The 17,299-nt window shown below is 67.0% G+C and carries 22 protein-coding genes; 11 read left to right on the top strand and 11 right to left on the bottom strand.

Annotated elements, in window-relative coordinates:
* Positions 1 to 84: 84 nt before the first annotated feature.
* From GO488_RS00215 to GO488_RS00195, 5 genes are all read left to right on the top strand, one after another.
* Positions 85 to 624 (top strand): protein-tyrosine phosphatase family protein, encoded by a 540-nt coding sequence (locus GO488_RS00215; protein WP_162315807.1) that lies wholly within the window; start codon positions 85 to 87, stop codon positions 622 to 624.
* 74 nt (positions 625 to 698) lie between these two features.
* Positions 699 to 1,922 (top strand): HD domain-containing protein, encoded by a 1,224-nt coding sequence (locus GO488_RS00210; protein WP_162315806.1) that lies wholly within the window; start codon positions 699 to 701, stop codon positions 1,920 to 1,922.
* Between the two features lie 21 nt (positions 1,923 to 1,943).
* On the top strand, positions 1,944 to 2,981 hold the full coding sequence (locus GO488_RS00205; RefSeq protein ID WP_162315805.1) for an amidohydrolase family protein: 1,038 nt from the start codon (positions 1,944 to 1,946) through the stop codon (positions 2,979 to 2,981).
* A gap of 174 nt (positions 2,982 to 3,155) precedes the next feature.
* Complete coding sequence (locus tag GO488_RS00200; RefSeq protein WP_162315804.1) at positions 3,156 to 3,551, top strand: SHOCT domain-containing protein; 396 nt, start codon at positions 3,156 to 3,158, stop codon at positions 3,549 to 3,551.
* Positions 3,552 to 3,613: 62 nt separating this feature from the next.
* Positions 3,614 to 4,090 carry a universal stress protein gene (locus GO488_RS00195; protein ID WP_162315803.1) on the top strand — a complete coding sequence of 159 codons (477 nt, stop codon included), beginning with the start codon at positions 3,614 to 3,616 and terminating at the stop codon, positions 4,088 to 4,090.
* Between the two features lie 17 nt (positions 4,091 to 4,107).
* On the opposite strand, the gene GO488_RS00190 is transcribed toward GO488_RS00195, so the two are convergent.
* From GO488_RS00190 to GO488_RS00175, 4 genes are all read right to left on the bottom strand, one after another.
* A complete protein-coding gene (locus tag GO488_RS00190) occupies positions 4,108 to 5,049 on the bottom strand; it encodes a biotin--[acetyl-CoA-carboxylase] ligase (protein WP_162315802.1) in 942 nt (313 codons plus the stop codon).
* 202 nt (positions 5,050 to 5,251) lie between these two features.
* Positions 5,252 to 7,093, bottom strand: coding sequence for an acetyl-CoA carboxylase biotin carboxylase subunit (locus tag GO488_RS00185; RefSeq protein ID WP_162315801.1), 1,842 nt, complete (start codon positions 7,091 to 7,093; stop codon positions 5,252 to 5,254).
* A gap of 149 nt (positions 7,094 to 7,242) precedes the next feature.
* Entirely contained in the window at positions 7,243 to 7,542 is a 300-nt protein-coding gene (locus tag GO488_RS00180; RefSeq protein WP_162315800.1) for a DUF8022 family protein, read from the bottom strand.
* A gap of 1 nt (position 7,543) precedes the next feature.
* Positions 7,544 to 9,094: an acyl-CoA carboxylase subunit beta gene (locus GO488_RS00175; RefSeq protein WP_162315799.1), complete on the bottom strand. Its 1,551-nt coding sequence runs from the start codon at positions 9,092 to 9,094 to the stop codon at positions 7,544 to 7,546.
* A gap of 123 nt (positions 9,095 to 9,217) precedes the next feature.
* On the opposite strand from GO488_RS00175, the gene GO488_RS00170 reads away from it, so the two are divergent.
* Positions 9,218 to 9,841, top strand: a complete 624-nt coding sequence (locus GO488_RS00170; protein ID WP_162315798.1) for a uracil-DNA glycosylase family protein — start codon at positions 9,218 to 9,220, stop codon at positions 9,839 to 9,841.
* A 1-nt stretch (position 9,842) separates the two neighbouring features.
* Here the strand turns inward: GO488_RS00170 and GO488_RS00165 are convergent, their stop codons facing one another.
* Complete coding sequence (locus GO488_RS00165) at positions 9,843 to 10,631, bottom strand: helix-turn-helix transcriptional regulator (protein WP_162315797.1); 789 nt, start codon at positions 10,629 to 10,631, stop codon at positions 9,843 to 9,845.
* A 227-nt stretch (positions 10,632 to 10,858) separates the two neighbouring features.
* Here GO488_RS00165 and GO488_RS00160 point away from each other — a divergent pair, with 227 nt between their 5' ends.
* Positions 10,859 to 11,839, top strand: coding sequence for a DMT family transporter (locus tag GO488_RS00160; protein ID WP_162315796.1), 981 nt, complete (start codon positions 10,859 to 10,861; stop codon positions 11,837 to 11,839).
* A 44-nt stretch (positions 11,840 to 11,883) separates the two neighbouring features.
* Positions 11,884 to 12,336: a DUF555 domain-containing protein gene (locus tag GO488_RS00155; RefSeq protein WP_162315795.1), complete on the top strand. Its 453-nt coding sequence runs from the start codon at positions 11,884 to 11,886 to the stop codon at positions 12,334 to 12,336.
* 71 nt (positions 12,337 to 12,407) lie between these two features.
* Here the strand turns inward: GO488_RS00155 and GO488_RS00150 are convergent, their stop codons facing one another.
* Positions 12,408 to 12,644 (bottom strand): UPF0058 family protein, encoded by a 237-nt coding sequence (locus GO488_RS00150; protein ID WP_162315794.1) that lies wholly within the window; start codon positions 12,642 to 12,644, stop codon positions 12,408 to 12,410.
* 184 nt (positions 12,645 to 12,828) lie between these two features.
* On the opposite strand from GO488_RS00150, the gene GO488_RS00145 reads away from it, so the two are divergent.
* Positions 12,829 to 13,236, top strand: a complete 408-nt coding sequence (locus GO488_RS00145) for a translation initiation factor IF-2 subunit beta (protein ID WP_162315793.1) — start codon at positions 12,829 to 12,831, stop codon at positions 13,234 to 13,236.
* A gap of 19 nt (positions 13,237 to 13,255) precedes the next feature.
* Here GO488_RS00145 and GO488_RS00140 read toward each other — a convergent pair whose 3' ends face one another.
* The 5 genes from GO488_RS00140 to GO488_RS00120 form a co-directional block, all read right to left on the bottom strand.
* Positions 13,256 to 13,435: a DUF7836 family putative zinc-binding protein gene (locus GO488_RS00140; protein ID WP_162315792.1), complete on the bottom strand. Its 180-nt coding sequence runs from the start codon at positions 13,433 to 13,435 to the stop codon at positions 13,256 to 13,258.
* Positions 13,436 to 13,518: 83 nt separating this feature from the next.
* Complete coding sequence (locus GO488_RS00135) at positions 13,519 to 14,493, bottom strand: transcription initiation factor IIB (protein ID WP_162315791.1); 975 nt, start codon at positions 14,491 to 14,493, stop codon at positions 13,519 to 13,521.
* Between the two features lie 294 nt (positions 14,494 to 14,787).
* Positions 14,788 to 15,093 carry a DUF8036 family membrane protein gene (locus GO488_RS00130; RefSeq protein WP_162315790.1) on the bottom strand — a complete coding sequence of 102 codons (306 nt, stop codon included), beginning with the start codon at positions 15,091 to 15,093 and terminating at the stop codon, positions 14,788 to 14,790.
* Positions 15,094 to 15,147: 54 nt separating this feature from the next.
* Positions 15,148 to 15,423, bottom strand: a complete 276-nt coding sequence (locus GO488_RS00125) for an ArsR/SmtB family transcription factor (protein ID WP_162315789.1) — start codon at positions 15,421 to 15,423, stop codon at positions 15,148 to 15,150.
* Positions 15,424 to 15,496: 73 nt separating this feature from the next.
* Positions 15,497 to 15,781, bottom strand: coding sequence for a DUF357 domain-containing protein (locus GO488_RS00120; protein ID WP_162315788.1), 285 nt, complete (start codon positions 15,779 to 15,781; stop codon positions 15,497 to 15,499).
* A gap of 100 nt (positions 15,782 to 15,881) precedes the next feature.
* Between GO488_RS00120 and GO488_RS00115 the strand changes: the two genes are divergently transcribed.
* Together GO488_RS00115 and GO488_RS00110 are read left to right on the top strand one after the other, a co-directional pair.
* Positions 15,882 to 16,931 carry an NAD(P)/FAD-dependent oxidoreductase gene (locus tag GO488_RS00115; protein ID WP_162315787.1) on the top strand — a complete coding sequence of 350 codons (1,050 nt, stop codon included), beginning with the start codon at positions 15,882 to 15,884 and terminating at the stop codon, positions 16,929 to 16,931.
* Between the two features lie 73 nt (positions 16,932 to 17,004).
* A complete protein-coding gene (locus GO488_RS00110; protein WP_162315786.1) occupies positions 17,005 to 17,292 on the top strand; it encodes a DUF7545 family protein in 288 nt (95 codons plus the stop codon).
* Positions 17,293 to 17,299 lie beyond the last annotated feature (7 nt).

Genomic DNA, 17,299 nt, shown 5'->3' with positions numbered 1-17,299 from the left:
GTCTCGGCGGTCTGAGAATCAGTCCTGAAAACTGCGCGGATACACTCAAGGTAGTCGGCCGTCAGCGGACACGTACAGAGAGTCATGCGTCCCGCGAACGCACACCGATTCGCCCCCGCCGCCCCCGACGAGGAGTACGTCTTCGGTTCCTGTACGCCGGGGTGGCACAGCGCTGCGAGCCACAGCGCCGCCCTCGCCGACTGGATCTCGACGATGCGCGAGAGCGACGTCGAGCGCGTCTGCTGTCTCCTCCCCGGCAGGCAACTCGACGAGAGCGGCGCGAACCTCGACCGCTACCGCGACGCCTTCGGCGAGTCGAACGTCCTCCACGCGCCGGTCCCCGACCACCGACTCGTTCCCGAGTCGCTCCTCCGCGGGGAGATACTCCCGTTCCTCGCCGCGGCGCGAAACGACGAGGCCCGCGTCGTCGTCCACTGTCTCGCTGGGATCGGCCGCACCGGGCAGGTACTGGCCGCGTGGCTCGTCTACAACCGCGACTACGGCCCCGACAGGGCCATCGAGACGGTCGAGGAGATGGGGCGGGACGCCCGGGACGCCGTCGTGACCGAGAACGCGACCGACGCGGAACTGGTCGACCTGCTCGGGTCCGTCGCGCGGCGCTGACTCGTCGAGCACGCGGCGAACACCTGTCCTCGCGTGCAGTACCGTTTTGCCGGGGGCCGTCGTACACGGGCGCAATGACCACCATCAAGGACAGCGTCCACGACCACATCGCGGTCGAGGGCGTCGCCGAGGCGCTGCTGGAGACGCCGCCGGTCCAGCGGCTCCGCCACGTCAAGCAACTCGGCACGGTGACGCTGGTCTACCCCTCCGCCAACCACACTCGCTTCGAGCACTCCCTCGGCGTCTACTATCTGGCCGACCGGGCGCTCTCGCAGCTCGGCATCGAGGGCCAGCAGGCCGAGCGGGTCCGCGCCGCCGCGCTCCTCCACGACGTGGGTCACTGCCCGTACAGCCACAACGTCGAGGAACTCGTCCACCGGAAGACGGGGAAGTACCACGACGACGTCCACGAGATCCTCGACACCGGCGAGGTGGCTCGCGTCCTCACCGACCACGGGCTGAACCCGGACCGCGTCGCGGACCTCGTCGCCGGCGACGGGGAACTCGGGCAGCTGGTCTCGGGCGAACTCGACGTCGACCGGATGGACTACCTCGTCCGGGACGCCCACCACACCGGCGTCCCCTACGGCACCATCGACCACGAACGGCTGGTCCGCGAGCTGTCCTTCGTCGACGGCGAACTCGTCCTGGACGAGGGCAACGTCCAGACGGCCGAGTCGCTCCTGCTCGCCCGGGCGCTGATGAATCCCACCGTCTATCAGCACCATGTCGCCCGGATCGCCAAGTCGATGCTCCGGCGCGGCACCGAGCGGTTGCTGACCGCGACGAACGCGACGGCCTCGGACCTGCGCCGCTGGGACGACGCCGACCTGCTGGTCCGCCTCCGACGCTGCGACGAGACGAGCGGCTACGCCCGTCGCTTGAGCGAACGCGACCTCTACAAGCGAGCGGTCTGGGCCGAGCGGACCGCCGTCCCCGACGAACTGCTCGATGCCGACCACCGGGACGTGCGGGCGATGGAACACGCGATCGCCGACGAGGCCAACGTCGACCACGACTCGGTCGTCCTCGACGTGCCGGCCGAGCCGTCGATGACCGAGTCAAGCAGCCGCGTCCTCGTCAACGGCGAGATACGGCGGTTGAGCGACCAGTCCACGCTCGTCAACGCCATCCGGGCCGCCCAGCGCGACCAGTGGCGACTGGGCGTCTACGCGCCCGAGGCCGACAGCGAACGGGTCGGCGACGTGGCCATCCGCGAACTGGGATTGAATCTTGATGGGGCGCGCGTCCGCGACGTTCGTCCCGGAATCCACGCGACCCTCGATGAGTTTAACTGACCGTCGCGTCGAGAGTCGACCATGATTATCGAGGGGACCATCGTCAGGGGACGGGAGTTCGAACCCGTCGAGGGACGGGTCGTCGTCGAGAACGGCGAGATCGCGACCGTCGAAGAGGACAGCGTCGAGAGCGACGACATCGTCTGCCCGGCGTTCGTCAACGCCCACACGCACATCGGCGACTCGATCGCCAAAGAGGCCGGAGAGGGGCTCTCGCTCGAAGAACTGGTCGCGCCGCCGGACGGCCTGAAACACCGCCTCCTCCGCGAGGCCGACCAGTCGGAACTCGTCGAGGCGATGGCGCACTCCCTGTCCTACATGGAGCAGTCGGGGACCGGCGCGTTCGTCGAGTTCCGCGAGGGCGGCGTCGACGGCATCCGCGCGATTCGGGCCGCGCTCGCGGATTCGGACTTAGAGAGCGTCGTCCTCGGCCGCGAGACGGTCGATGCGATGGAGATCGCCGACGGCTTCGGCGCGAGCGGTGCCAACGACGGCGAGTTCGGTGACGAGCGCCGGGCAACGCGCAGGGCCGGCAAGCTGTTCGGCATCCACGCCGGCGAGGTCGACAGCTCCGACATCAACGCGGCGCTGGATCTGGACCCGGACTTCCTGGTCCACATGGTCCACGCCGAGGAACTCCACATGGAACGGGTCGCCGACAGCGAGATCCCCGTCGCCGTCTGCCCGCGGTCGAACCTCGTCACCGGCGTCGGGATGCCACCCGTCGAAGAACTGGCGAGGCGAACCACCGTCGCGCTCGGAACCGACAACGTCTTTCTCAATAGTCCCTCGATGTTCCGGGAGATGGCGTTCACCGCGAAGCTGTTCGACGTCTCGGCGCGGGACGTCCTCCGGATGGCGACGGTCAACGGGGCCGAACTCGCCGGACTCGATTGCGGACTCGTCGAGGAGGGACGCCCCGCACGCTTGCTGGTCCTCGACGGCGACTCCGATAACCTCGCCGGCGCGCGGAACGCGATTCGGGCCATCGTCCGTCGGGCGGGCACGTCGGACGTGAAACAGGTCGTCTCGCCGGACCGAGACGACCCGCGGCGGTAGTCGGCACAGTTCTGGTTCGTTGCGGGGTCGCCGCCCGCCGCGAGCTGCTCAGACGCGCCGTCGAAGACGAGGCCGCGTAGTTCGCCGACAGAAGGACGCTCGATGCTGAAAACGGTCGATTCTCACGAACCTTGCGCAGTACGCTTTTACGCTCCGCTATGCAACGTCAGAGTGATGTCCGCCACCGACCGCGCACTCGGCACGCTGGGGCGCTTACTGCTCGGCGGGGTCGCCCTCTTCGTCGGTCTCACCATCGCTGCCGCCCTGTTGGCCCTGTTGCAGAATCTCGTCGCGGCGCTTCTGGGCCTGCTCGTCACCGGCCTGATCGCCGCCGGCGTCGGCTACGCGCTGTACTGGGCTGCCTCGACGGTTCTCGGTAGCCGCGATGACGAGAACGGGGCCGCCGAGTTCTCGACTGCGGCCACGACCGCCGACTCGCAGGACGAGGTCGACCGCGCCGCGGAGCGGTACACGAACGGCGAGCTCACCGAGTCGGAGTTCGAGCGCGAACTGGAAGAAGTGATGGCCGACGAGGGCGACGGCGACGACCTGGAATCGGAACTGAACTGATCGGTACTGCCGTGTGTTACCACGCACCAAATAACTAAGCCGGTCGCCCGCCAACTACCGGCATGTACGACCGGATTCTAGTCCCAACGGACGGGTCGGCGGGAATGGGCGGCGTCGTGCGCCACGCCGTCGAGCTGGCGGCGTTCCACGACGCCGAGATTCACGGCCTCTACGTCGTCGAGACCGGCCGATACAGCACGCTCCCGGTGAAGACCGGCTGGGAGAACCTGACCGAGATGCTGCGCGAGGAGGGAGAGACGGCCCTCGACGACCTCAGAGAGCAGACCGGCGACGTGCCCGTCGAGACGGTCACGAGAGACGGCGTTCCGAGCACCGCGATCGTCGAGTACGCCCTCGACGCCGACTGCGACGCCATCGTGATGGGGACCCACGGCCGCGGGGGCATCGACCGCCTCTTGCTCGGAAGCGTCGCCGAGCGGGTCGTCCGCGCGTCGCCGGTCCCGGTGACGACGGTGCCGGTGAGCGACCACGAGATGGCGGCCCCGACCGACGAGACGCAGGCCCGAGCGCCGAAGTGAGTCGAGTCGGCGCCCGTTCACAGCGGCCGCAGGTGGTCGCAGTCCCCCGCCGAGACGGTCACGCGCTCGTCGCCGGTATCGACGACGAGCCCCCCCGGGAACTCGACGTCGACGGCCTCGCCCTCCACGACGCCGTTCGGCGTCTCGACGCGGACCCGCTTGCCGAGCGTCGTCGCGTACTCCCGCCACTCGGCGACGGCGGCCTCCGGATCCTGTCGTAACTCCTCGAATAGTTCGAGCAGTCGCTGCGTGAACACGCGCCTGTCTACTGGTGCGCCGAGTTCCGCCGAGAGGCTCGTCGGGTTCGCCTCGGCGGGCAGGTCCTCGGGACCGACGTTCGCGTTGACGCCGATGCCGACGATTATCCACGAGGTGCGGTCCGCCTCCCCCTCCATCTCGGTGAGGATCCCCACGAGTTTCCGTTCGTCCCCGTCGCTCTCGACGAGGACGTCGTTGGGCCACTTGATGCCCGCGTCGACGCCGACCTCGCGGGCCGCCCGCGTCGCTGCGACGGCGGCCGCCAGCGTGAATGCCGGGGCCTGTGCCATCGGCACGTCCGGTCGAAAGAGCAGCGAGAGCCAGACGCCGCCGCTCGGCGAGGACCACTCCCGGTCGAGTCGCCCCCGACCGCCGGTCTGCTCGTCTGCGAGGACGACGACGTCCTCGGCCCCCGACGCCGCGAGGTCACGCGCCCGTGCGTTCGTGCTCGGAACGCTGTCGTGATACTCGACTTCGAAGGGCGCGTCGAGCCCGTACTCGACGGCCTCGCCGCCGAACTCCGGCACCCCGGCCAGCGAGTAGCCCGCGTCGTCGCTGGCGACGTCGAATCCCGCCTCGCGGAGCGCCTCGACGTGCTTCCAGACCGCCGACCGGGAGATGCCGAGTTCCTCGGCGAGTTCCGGCCCGGAGACCGGCCCGGCCGAGAGCGCGTCGAGCACCCGGTGTCGCGTTTCGTTCATACCCGGCGTAGCGCGGCGAGGGTACAAAGCAGTTGGCAGCACGCGGCGGTGTAGAGCGGTAGCGGCGCGGTAAGAGGTAGCATACCGCGGGCGCCGTCGGCGCTCGCGGTTTCACCGGAAGCGCGGCTTCGCCGCGCTTCCGGCCTTTTTATACTAAATTTTTGCGAACGGGGGTCGCTACGCGACCCCCTGAAGTAAAAATTTAGTCGATGACGAACAGCAGGTCGCCCATGTCGACGGAGTCGCCCTCGCTGATGGCGATCTCGTTGATAGTGCCGCCGCGTTCGGCGACGATGTCGTTCTCCATCTTCATCGCCTCCAGCACGCAGAGGACGTCCCCCGATTCGACCTCGTCGCCCTCGTCGACGTTCACTTCGAGGATCGTCCCCTGCATCTCGGCGGTGAGTTCCTGCCCCTCGGCGCTGGACCCGCCGCCGTCGCCGCCGCCGGACCCGCCGGCCTGCGGTCGCTGCGGTTGGTTGCCGTCGCTCGCGTCCACGTCACCGACGTTGATGGGCGGCGCGCCGCGCTCCTCCAGATCCACTTCGAAGCGCTTGCCGTTGACCTCGACGGTGAACTCGCGTTCGACGAGTTCCTCCTCGTCCTCGTCTGCCGAGTCGGTCTCGGTGCCCCACTTCTCCTGGGCCTCCTCGATGCGTGACTTATCGAGCGTCTCGTCGAGGTACTTCGTCGTGTGCGTGGAGTCGACGAACGCCTCGTCGGTGAGCATCAGGCGGTGGAAGGGGATGACCGTCGGGAACCCCTCGACGTCGAACTCCGCGAGGGCGCGCTTCCCGCGGGCGATGACCTCCTCGCGGTCGGAGCCGTGGACGATGAGCTTCGCGATCATCGAGTCGTAGTCGGTGACGAGGTCGTCGCCCTGCCTGAGCGCGTCGTCCATGCGGACGCCGATGCCGCCCGGCGGGTCGTAGGTCTCAAGCGAACCGCTGTTTGCCGGCGCGAAGTCCTTCGCGGCGTTCTCGGCGTTGATGCGGAACTCCATCGCGTGGCCGTCGATCTCGACGTCGTCCTGTTCGAAGGAGAGGGTCTCGTCCTGTGCGACCCGAATCTGCCACTTGACGATGTCGATGCCCGTGATCTCCTCGGTGACGCAGTGCTCGACCTGGATCCGCGTGTTCACCTCCAGGAAGTAGAAGTTCGCGTCGGGGCCGAGCACCTCGTCGGCGTCGCGGTCGGGGTCCTCCTCGACGAGGAACTCGACGGTACCGGCGTTGTAGTAGTCGGCCTCTCGCACACCGCGGCGGGCGGACTCGCCGATCTCCTCGCGGAGTTCGTCCGAGAGCGCCGCCGACGGACCTTCCTCGATGACTTTCTGGTGTCGTCGCTGGAGCGAACAGTCGCGCTCGCCGAGGTGACGGACGTTGCCGTCGTGGTCGGCGATGATCTGAATCTCGATGTGTCTGGGGTTCTCCAGATAGCGTTCGAGATAGACGGAGTCGTTCGAGAAGTACGCCTCGCCCTCCCGCTTTGCGGATTCGAGTTGCTCTTCGGCCTCGTCGGGGTCGTGGACGATCTTCATCCCGCGGCCGCCGCCGCCGCCTTCCGCTTTGATGGCGACCGGGAAGCCGTGTTCCTCGCCGAACTCGACGACCTCCTCGGGGTCGTCGACGGGGTCGGTCGTCCCGGGGACGATGGGCACGTCAGCCGACTGCATGATGCGGCGGGCCTTCGTCTTCTCGCCCAGTTTCTCCATCGCGTCGCCGGCCGGGCCGATCCACTTCACGCCCTCGGCCTCCTCGACCTTGCGGGCGAAGTCGGCGTTCTCCGCGAGGAAGCCGTAGCCGGGGTGGATGGCGTCGGCGTCCGCCTGCTGAGCGGCGTCGACGATGGCGTCCTGATCGAGGTAGGAATCGGCCGCGCGGGCCGGCCCGACGTTGTACGCCTCGTCGGCGTAGCGGACGTGACCGGAGTGTTTGTCGGCCTCGGAGTAGACCGCCACGGTCCCGATGCCCAGTTCTTCACACGCGCGCATGACACGCACCGCGATCTCACCGCGGTTGGCGACGAGCACCTTGTCGAACATATCGCTCATTACCCGTAGTCACCCCATAAAACCACCCGGAGATTGGGGCGAAGTTGGCGAGCGATATCGCGCTCGTGGGAAGCTACGGACGAGCGTGTAGCTGATGGGGGTCGACGACCCGTTCGCCTGCCGCCGTACGGTCTCGACGGCTACATCCGGTCGGTGCGTCCCGCCGCGCTCCAGGGGTCCGTCGGGGCCTCCTGTCGCACGCGGACGTGTCGCTTCTGCGTGGCGTCGATGCGGCCCGAGAAGGACCACTCCTTGCCGTTCCAGGTCTCACCCGAGCCGGCGGCAGCAGCGGCTGCGGCGGCGGCCCGCTGTCGGTCGGTGAGATGCGCGCCGATGGCGACGGCGATGGCCGCCGCCTCGTCGGCCGACGCATCGGGAACCTGCCTCGCTATCTCTGCGACCAGTTCGGCGTCCGTCGTCTCGTCGGTGTCTGCGGCCATGTTACAGCGGGATGTTTCCGTGTTTGCGGTCGGGCTGGTCTTTACGCTTGCCCCGGAGCAGGTCTAAGTCGTCGATGAGGCGCTTGCGCGTGTCCTTCGGTTCGAGGACGTCGTCGACGAAGCCGCGTTCGGCGGCGGTGTAGGGGTTGGCGAAGGCGTCGCGGTACTCGTCGATGAGCTGCTGGCGTCGGGCTTCCACGTCCTCGGCGGCTTCGAGTTCGTCGTCGTAGAGGACGTTCACCGCGCCCTGTGGGCCCATCACGGCGATCTCGGCGGTGGGCCACGCGTAGTTCACGTCCGCGCCGATGTGCTTCGAGGCCATCACGTCGTACGCGCCGCCGTAGGCCTTGCGGGTGATGACGGTCAGGAGCGGCACCGTCGCCTCGCTGTAGGCGTACAGCAGTTTCGCGCCGTGGTTGATGATGGCGTTTCGCTCCTGGTCCTTCCCGGGCATGAAGCCGGGCACGTCGACGAACGTGACGATGGGGATGTTGAACGCGTCACAGAAGCGGACGAAGCGGGCCGCCTTCCGCGAGGCGTCGATGTCGAGCGTCCCGGCGTTGACCCGCGGCTGGTTGCCGACGACGCCGACCGAGTGGCCGTCGAGGCGAGCGAATCCGGTGACGATGTTGCGGGCGAACTTCTCGGCCACTTCGAAGAAGGAGTCCCGGTCGAGGACGCCGTCGATCACCGAGACCATGTCGTAGGGCTTCTGGGGCTGGTCGGGCACCGTCTCGACCAGCGACTCGTCCCGGCGCTCGGGGTCGTCCCACGGGTCGACGCTGGGCGGGTCCGCGACGTTGTTCTGCGGGAGGAACGAGAGGAGATACCGGATGTCGTCCATCGCGTCCTTCTCGTCGGCGGCGGTGAAGTGGGCAACGCCGGACTCGCTAGCGTGGGTATTCGCCCCGCCCAGTTCGTCGAAGCCGACCTCCTCGCCCGTGACCGTCTCGATGACGTCCGGGCCGGTGATGAACATGTGGCTCGTCTCCTCGACCATGTAGACGAAGTCCGTGATCGCGGGTGAGTAGACCGCGCCGCCGGCACAGGGTCCCATGATGGCCGAGATCTGCGGGACGACGCCGCTGGCCTGCTGGTTGCGGTGGAAGATGTCGGCGTAGCCGGCCAGCGAGTCGATGCCCTCCTGAATCCGCGCGCCAGCCGAGTCGTTCAGTCCGATTATCGGCGCGCCGTTCTCGATGGCCTTGTCCATCACCTTACAGACCTTCTGGGCGAACGCCTCGCCCAGCGACCCCCCGAAGACGGTGAAGTCGTGAGCGAAGACGTACACGCGCCGGCCGTCGACCTCGCCGTAGCCGACGACGACGCCGTCGCCGGGGGCGCGCTTCTCGTCCATGTCGAAGTTCGTCGAGCGGTGCTCTCGCAACGTGTCGATCTCGACGAAGGTGTCGTCGTCGAGGAAGTAGTCGATCCGCTCGCGGGCGGTGAGCTTGCCCCGCTCGTGTTGGGCCTCGATGCGCTCTTCGCCGCCGCCCCGTTCGGCCTCCGCTTTCCGCTCGCGGAGGTCCTCGACGCGGTCATCGTGACTCACGCGACACCACGGCTCCCGGGCTCGAACATACCCGTCCCGTCGAGCGCATCCGAGAAAAACGTTGCCCGAGAGTCCCCGTCGGAGACCGCCGGAGTTTTGCCGCACTGCCGCGTCAGACCGCCCGTGAAGAACATCACGGCTACGCAGCACAACCCCTTCGGCTTCGACCCGCCGTGTGAGCCGTTCGTCCCGGGATACGGCGACGCGAACGCCGACTTCCACGTCATCGGCGACCACCCCGGCGTCCACGGCGGGAGCGATACCGGGATCCCCTTCACCGGCACACCGGCCGCAGACACCCTCCAGCGAGCGCTGGTCGAGGCCGGCCTCCTGCGAGAGGCCGGAACGCCGCCGGTCGTCGAGAAGACGTACCTCTCGTACATGTACATGTGCGGCGACCGGGAACCGACCGAGCGGGACTACGACGACCACGAACCGATGTTCGATACCGAGGTCAGGGCGATCACCTCTCACGTCCTGTTGCCGGTCGGCGAACGCGCGACGAAGTACGTCTTCGCCAACATGACCCCGCGACGGGCCGACGAGGTGGAGATGGACGAACTGCACGGGACGGAGGTCAGAGGCAGCGGCTGGCTCGTCTATCCCATCAAGGACCCCGCCGACTGGGTCGATACCGACGAGGAGCGACTGGTCGCGGCGCTGAAAGCGCTCCTGCAGACCGACTACCGACAGGAGGCCGAGCTCGGCCGGTTCCTCCCGGGCGACGAGGTCTGGCGCGTCCGGTGAGCTACGGCGAGAGCGAACCCGCCGAGAGCGGCGTCGAGTCGGCGTGATACCGTTCGAACTGCGTCTCGGCCCAGGCGCGAACCGCCGGGTGTTCGCTGTCGACTGCGGCCCGCAGCACGCCGCGCCGGTCGCGGACGAGGAGGTTCACCACGTCGTCGACGATAGTCACGGCCAGCGGTATCTCGCCGTCGTAGACGCGGACGGACGCGGTTTCGGCAGCCACGAGGTCGCGGAGACGGTCGCGTAGCGCCTCGTCGCCGACGAGCGCGTCGATTGCGCTCTGCGGGAGGACCGCCCGGAACCGCTGGTCGCCCGTGCGGTCGGCCGCGACGCGGAGGCTCTGATCGTTCAGGGTGTGGGAGAACGCCGTGACCTCGTCGGCCCCGTCCATCAGCGTCAGCAGGTGCTGAAGCGGCGCGTTCGGCCGCGTCTGGGTGGGTCGAGTGATAGTCGCGCCGGCGAGGTGACGGAGGTCGAAGTCCATCGCGTCCGTCGGCAGGTACTCGGCGATGTCGCGGAGTTCGCGCTCGGTGTCGAGGACGTCCACGAGGTCACGAAACCCCTCGGCGACGAGCGTGCCGGTCGCGGTGGCGACGTACCCGCCGCCCTCGCGGCGCACCCACTTTCTGTCCTCGAAGTCACCGAGGATGCGGCCGAGCGTGGCCTGTGACGCGCCCGTCGCCTCCGCGAGTTCCGAGCGGGTGTGTTTCTCCGCGGCGAGGCGTTCCAGCACCGCGATACGGTTCGACGAGAGCGCGAGGAACTCTATCTCGTCGAGCGTGGCGTCCATACCGAGCGCTACCGCGTCCTCCCACATACCCCTTACGCGTCGTGAAATATTTTCACCCCGTGAAATCCGATCACGGGTCGCCGACAATTTCCCGTCGTGTAAAATTTTCTGAACGAGACTATAAGCCGCCGTCTCCTACGGAAGAACGTGATGAGCGAACTACTATCTGCAGTTTTTCGACGTATCTCGATGGCCGCCGTCGACGGCGGCCGGGAGGTAGTATAACTATGGTGTCACGACGGATGCTCGCCTTCGGCGTCGCCGCGAGCGTGCTGTTCGGCGGCGTGTTCGTTGCGGCGAAGGCGGGGCTCGCCTACTTCCCGCCGCTCCTGTTCATCGCGCTGCGGTTCGACGTCGCCGCCGTGGCGCTGCTGGGCTACGTCGCCCTCACTCGCTCGCGGAGCGAACTGCTCCCGCGGACTCGCGGCGACCTCCTGGGGATTCTCTCGACCGGACTGCTCGCGCTCGGCCTGACGAACGCGCTCCTGTTCCTCGGTCAGCAGGACGCCACCAGCGCCGTCGGAGCGATCGTCTTCAGCCTCAATCCCATCCTGACGCCGGTGTTCGCGGCGCTCCTGCTCTCGGACGAACGCCTCTCGGCCCGCGGTGCGACCGGCCTCCTCGTCGGGCTGCTCGGCGTCGGACTGGTCGTGACTCCCGACCCGGCGACGCTGCTGAGCGGCGGCGGTGGCAAGCTCCTGCTGTTCGGCGGCGCGATCAGCGGGGCGCTCGGGAGCGTCCTCGTCCGCTGGAGCGACGCCGCCCTCGAGAGCACGGTCCGGACGGCGTGGGGACTCCCCTTCGCCGCGGCGCTCTGTCACGCGCTCAGCCTGTCGGCCGGCGAATCGCTCGCGGCCGTCGACTGGACCGCCGGGGCGCTGCTCGCACTCGTCTACGTCGGCGTGTTCGCGGGGGCGGTCGCCTACGTGGCCTACTTCGGCCTGATCGACACCGCCGGGGCGACCCACGCGAACCTCGTCTTCTACGTCGTCCCCGTCGTCTCGACGCTCGGCGGCTGGGCGCTGCTCGGCGAGACCGTCTCGGAACTGGCGGTCGTCGGGTTCCTGACCGTCTTCGCCGGGTTCGCGATACTCGGCAGCGAGTCGCTCTCGCTCGCCACGGTCAGGTCGTGGATCCACGGGGAGACCGCCGTCCCGACCGACCGCCTCGCCGTCGGCGAGGACGCGACCGGATTCGAGTCCGATTGACTCCCGGGCTAACCTTCATTATATAGGCTCACAAACACTCTTTCATGGACTGCAGAGTTGTCGTCGAGGCCGCCGTACCCGTCTACGACGTAGGGACGTCCGACGAGGCCGTCCGCATCGCCATCTCGAAGACCGGCGAGATGCTCAATCCCGACCTCAACTACGTCGAAATCAACATGGGCGAACGCCACTGCCCGCACTGCGGGGAGGACCTGGACCCCGCGTTTCTCGCCGCCGACGAGAGCCTCGTCGCGCTCGAACTGGAGATGATGGTCTTCAACGTCGAACGCGACGAGCACGCCGCCCGAATCGCCCGCAAGGAGATCGGGCAGCGACTGGAGAACATCCCGCTCGACGTCCTCGAAATCGAGGAGATAGCGGAGGAGGACGAAGACGACGAGGAGGTGGAGGCGGAGAGCGACGAGAGAGACGAGAGCGGTACCGAGACGAGCGACGACGAAGTCCTCCCGGAGTTCGAAGACCTCATCGACGAGTAGTCCCGACGACCCGCAGTCCGCGCTCACGGCTCAGTTTTCGGCAGCATTCCGCTCGAATCGAGCGGAGCGGATCAGTCAGCGGCGGCAGAAACGGGTTCTTTCTCTTCGGCGGTCATCTCCGAGGTGATGCCGTCGACGATCGCGAAGACGGCCTCTTTGTGGTCGGTCTTCGACTTGTGAATCGAGGTCGGCTTCACGCCGAGTTCGGCGTACTCGTCGTGTTCCACTTCCGAGCCCGTGTCGGCTTCGTAGTGGTCTTGTACCTGTGCAAGCAGGCCGTGAAGGTGGATGAGCTCCTGCTTTTTCATGGTCACGCGAAGCTAGAGACTGGAGGGTTATAGTAGTACTCTGACGAAGGTTAACACACAGATAAAGAATAGTTATAAATCTGCCGCTCGGGATATCAGCGATGATTTCGAGTGTTAGGGGGCATCTAAACCGCCGAAAACCGGGACTGAAAGATTTTTGTCGGTGGGTGGTGCACTAACGGACATGGAGTACGACGACATGCTCGACCGGGCGGCGAGCGAGACGCCGACGATCGACGAGCCGGCCGACCGCCTCGACGTACCCGACCCGGCGGTCCGAGAGGAGGGAAACGAGACCGTCGTCGAGAACTTCCAGTCACTGTGCGACGCGCTGGGACGGGACCCGGACCACGTCCTCCAGTTCCTCCAGCGCGAGGTCGGGACCAGCGCGCACATCGACGAGAGCGGACGGGCGCGGCTCACGGGGTCGTTCGACGCCGACAGGCTCGGGAACGCCACGGACGAGTACGCCGAGCAGTTCGTCCGCTGTCCGGAGTGTGGCTTGCCCGACACGCGGCTGGAAGAGGAGGGCGGCGCGACGCTCCTCCGCTGTGAGGCTTGTGGGGCGCGCTCTGCGACGGGCGACGAGTGAGGCGTCGCCGCAGCGCCGGTTACTGGAGATCCTTCAGCGTCTGTAAGTCGCGGTCGGTTCGGGTGAACTCCGCGAGCCGTCGGCTCGCGTGACAGTTCGGACAGTGAAACAGCGAGTCGTGTGTCGGTAACTCGCTCGGCGTCGACTCCCAGCCTTTCGTGCATTCCGGACAGAGCAACCGAACGTACGCTTCTTCCATGTGTGCTAATCACACACATGAAGAGGAGGCAAAAAGATTGGTGTCTCCCCACTCCTCTGCCTCTGAATCGGAGCGAGTCGGATTCAGGCCGGAACGTCCTCGGCTTCGAGCAGCTCTTTGTACCGGTTTCGGATGGTGACTTCCGAAACGTTGGCGACGTTGCCGACCTCACTCTGGGTCACCTTCTCGTTGGTCAGCAGCGCGCCGGCGTACACCGCGGCCGCGGCCAGTCCGACCGGCGACTTCCCGGAGAGCAGGCCGGCGTCGCGCGCCCGGACGATGAGTTCGCGGGCCCGTCGCTCCGTCTCCTCGGAGAGGTCGAGGTCCGAGACGAACCGCGGGAGGTACTGCTCGGGGTCTGCGGGCTGGACTTCGAGATTCAGCTCGCGGACGACGTAGCGGTACGTCCGAGTGAGTTCCATCTTCTCGACGCGGGAGACGACCGCCATCTCGTCGAGCGAACGCGGGCTGCCGGCCATCCGGGCCGCCGCGTACAGCGCCGAGGTCGCGACGCCCTCGATGGAGCGGCCGGGGAGCAGGTTCTCGTCCAGCGCGCGGCGGTAGATGACGCTGGCCGTCTCGCGGACGTTCTGGGGCAGACCCAGCGCCGAGGCCATGCGGTCGATCTCGCCCAGCGCCTGCTTGAGGTTGCGCTCCTTGGAGTCGCGGGTGCGGAACCGCTCGTTCCAAGTGCGTAGGCGCTGCATCTTCTGGCGCTGCTCGCTGGAGAGCGAGCGCCCGTAGGCGTCCTTGTTCTGCCAGCCGATGTTGGTCGAGAGCCCCTTGTCGTGCATCATGTTCGTCGTCGGCGCGCCCACGCGGGACTTCTGGTCGCGCTCCGCGGAGTCGAACGCCCGCCACTCGGGACCGCGGTCGATGCTGTCCTCTTCGATGACGAGACCGCAGTCCCGACAGACCGTCTCGCCGTGCTCGCTGTCCGTGCGTACGTCACCGCCACACTCCGGACAGACGTCCTGCCGTTCCGTCGTCTCCTCGCCGAGTTCCTGTTCGTCCTGTGTCCGTTCCCGAACGCCGTTGTGTGCTGGTGATTCGCTCATGGTGGTGTGTCCCGGGCTGCCGGGTGCATAATCTTGAAGTGCTGTTACTGACTCTCTGTTACCCATAGTTAGTTCGACAACTATTTAAATGTTTCGCCAATTTCGACCCAAAACCGCCCGACAGAACGGTGATACCAAGGAACAAGCCGTTTCGGTAAACTACTTAATTCTGCCGCAAATGGAGACGCCTGGCGCGGGGGTCGGTCGGGTGATCGCTTCGACTCGTTCGACGCTCGCGTCGTCGCCGCTCCGCACCCGAAGAGAAACGTCGATCCCGAGCGACGACCCGCAGTTTCAGTCCCACGTTATCCACGCCAGCACCGCCAACCCCACCGTTTCGAGGACGTGGAGGACGACCATCGCCTGCCACGCCGGGTCGGGGACCGCGTTGCTGAACCACCCCGAGAGGAGCGGGTCCAGCAGGTAGAAGTAGAGCGCGAAGGCGTTCTCGGCGAACAGCAGGAGGGCGAAGAAGAGAAGACCGAACGTGTGCTTCGACCGGATCTGATAGAGGTTGCGGCCCCAGACGTAGATGAGCACCGCTAGGAGCAGCATGTTGACGCTGACCGCGACCCGGGCGGCGTCAATCCAACTAACCATCGCTCTTCCATTTCAGGTTACAGTTCATATACTCTTTCCCAATTTCGGCCATACTCAGTCCGCTGCCTCCATGATTTGTTCGACGGTGTCCCAGTAGTTCCGGACCCGATCGGTCGGCAGGTACACCGCGCCGTAGTCGTCGCCGCTGTCGGTGACGATGTCGTTTTCCTCTAAGACGTCCAGGTGGTGACGGACCGTCTTGTAGTCGAGGTCCAGTTCCTCCGCGAGTTTGTTCGCGTTCCGAGGCCGTTCGTCGATGGTACGCAGGATGCGGATTCGGTTCGCTCCGCCCCGCGTACTCGTCAAGACGTACCACAAGACGGCCTCCATCGTCGTGTCCAACTCGGGGCCGCTACGTAAGCCCACCGCCTACTAGTTTGGGCATCGGCCTCGCCGCGGGGATTCAGACGGTGAATAGATGCCCCTCGGTAGGCACGTCGAACAGGCCGATGCGCGCGCCCGCGTCCAGCCACGCGTGCCCGTAGGAGAACGACGCCAGCGCGTTGACGAGGTCGTCGTCGTCCCGGAAGTGTCTCCCGTCCTCCAGGTACGCCGACGCCATCTCCTCGCAGTCGAGGGCGGCGTCGTGCATCGGCGTCCCCTCCGGCGGCGCGATCGCGGCGGCGTCGAGCGCGTCGGCGAGCAGTCCCTCGTAGCGGTCCGTCTTCTCCTCGATGTCGGCGGCCATATCGGAGCCAGCGACGGTGGGCGGATAACCGTGTCGGGTGGCTGTGCGTGCCCGCTACGACAGCGCAAGGTGTATAGGCCGGTGTAGAGTAATCCCGGTAATGACAGACAACGAGGAACACCACCGACTCGTCGTCGCCGGCACCGGCATCGCCGGGCTGACGGCGGCCATCTACGCGGGCCGCAGCAACAACGATCCTCTGGTCCTCGAAGGGGACGAACCGGGCGGCCAACTGACTCTCACCAGCGAGGTCGAGAACTACCCCGGCTTCCCCGAGGGCATCTCCGGCCCGGACCTCATCAACGAGATGAAGGAGCAGGCCGAGCAGTTCGGTGCCGAGCTGCGCCACGGCATCGTCGAGCGCGTCGACGACGGCGAGCGGCCCTTCCGCGTCGAGTTGTCGAACGGCGACATCCTCACCTGTGACGCCTTCATCGCCGCCTCGGGTGCCAGCGCCCGCACCCTGGGCATCCCCGGCGAGGACGACCTGATGGGCTACGGCGTCTCGACGTGTGCGACCTGCGACGGCGCGTTCTTCCGCGGCGAGGACATGCTCGTCGTCGGCGGCGGCGACGCCGCCTGCGAGGAGGCCCACTTCCTCACGAAGTTCGCCGACACCGTCTATCTGGCCCACCGCCGCGAGGAGTTCCGCGCCGAGGACTACTGGATCGAGAAGGTCCAGGAGAAGGTCGACGAGGGCGAGATCGAGATCCTGCGCAACACCGAGCTCCTGGAGATTCACGGCTCGGCCGAGGCGGGCGTCGACCGCGTCACTCTCGCGCGGAACGACGCCGGCTATCCCTCGGAGAACTTAGACGACCCCGGGACGGAGCGAGTCGAGATGGACGTCGGCGCGGTGTTCGTCGCCATCGGCCACACCCCGAACACGGGGTATCTCGCCGACACCGGCGTCGAACTCGACGAAACCGGTTACATCCAGACCCAGGGCGGCAAGGGCGGCAACCAGACCGCGACCGGCGTTCCCGGGCTGTTCGGGGCCGGCGACGTCGTCGATTACCACTACCAGCAGGCGGTCACCGCCGCCGGGATGGGCTGTAAGGCCGCGATCGACGCCGACGGCTACCTCGAAGACCTCGCGGACGCCCAGCCGACCGCGGAGTCCGAGGCGCAGGCCGAGGCGGACGACTGAGCGCGAAACCGTTCTCGACAGTCACTCGTCCGGGCATCCACAGCCCTTTAGGACGGACTCTCGAAGGGTGCCTATGGCACCCGACACTGTCACGCTGACTATCGAAGGCGACGACGCGACCGACGAACTGACGGTCCCGAGCGACCTCTTGGACATCCTCCGCGAGCAACCCGACGAGTCGGACCCGCAGGTCGTCGGCGACATCGCGATGTTCGGCCTGGCCCAGCGCATCCACGCCGCGGTCCACCACAGCGAGGGCGAGCCGGACGAGGAGATCGCCGAACTGGAGTCGGCGACCCTCGACCTCTTCGAGGAGCGCTTCGGCTCCAGCTTCGGCGAGCTGACCGGCCACGACCACTAATTTTCCG

It is taken from the genome of Haloarcula limicola (assembly GCF_010119205.1).
Classification (GTDB): Archaea; Halobacteriota; Halobacteria; order Halobacteriales; family Haloarculaceae; genus Haloarcula; species Haloarcula limicola.
The sequence above is the reverse complement of the archived record's forward strand: the minus strand, read 5'-3'. Positions and strand labels throughout refer to the sequence as shown.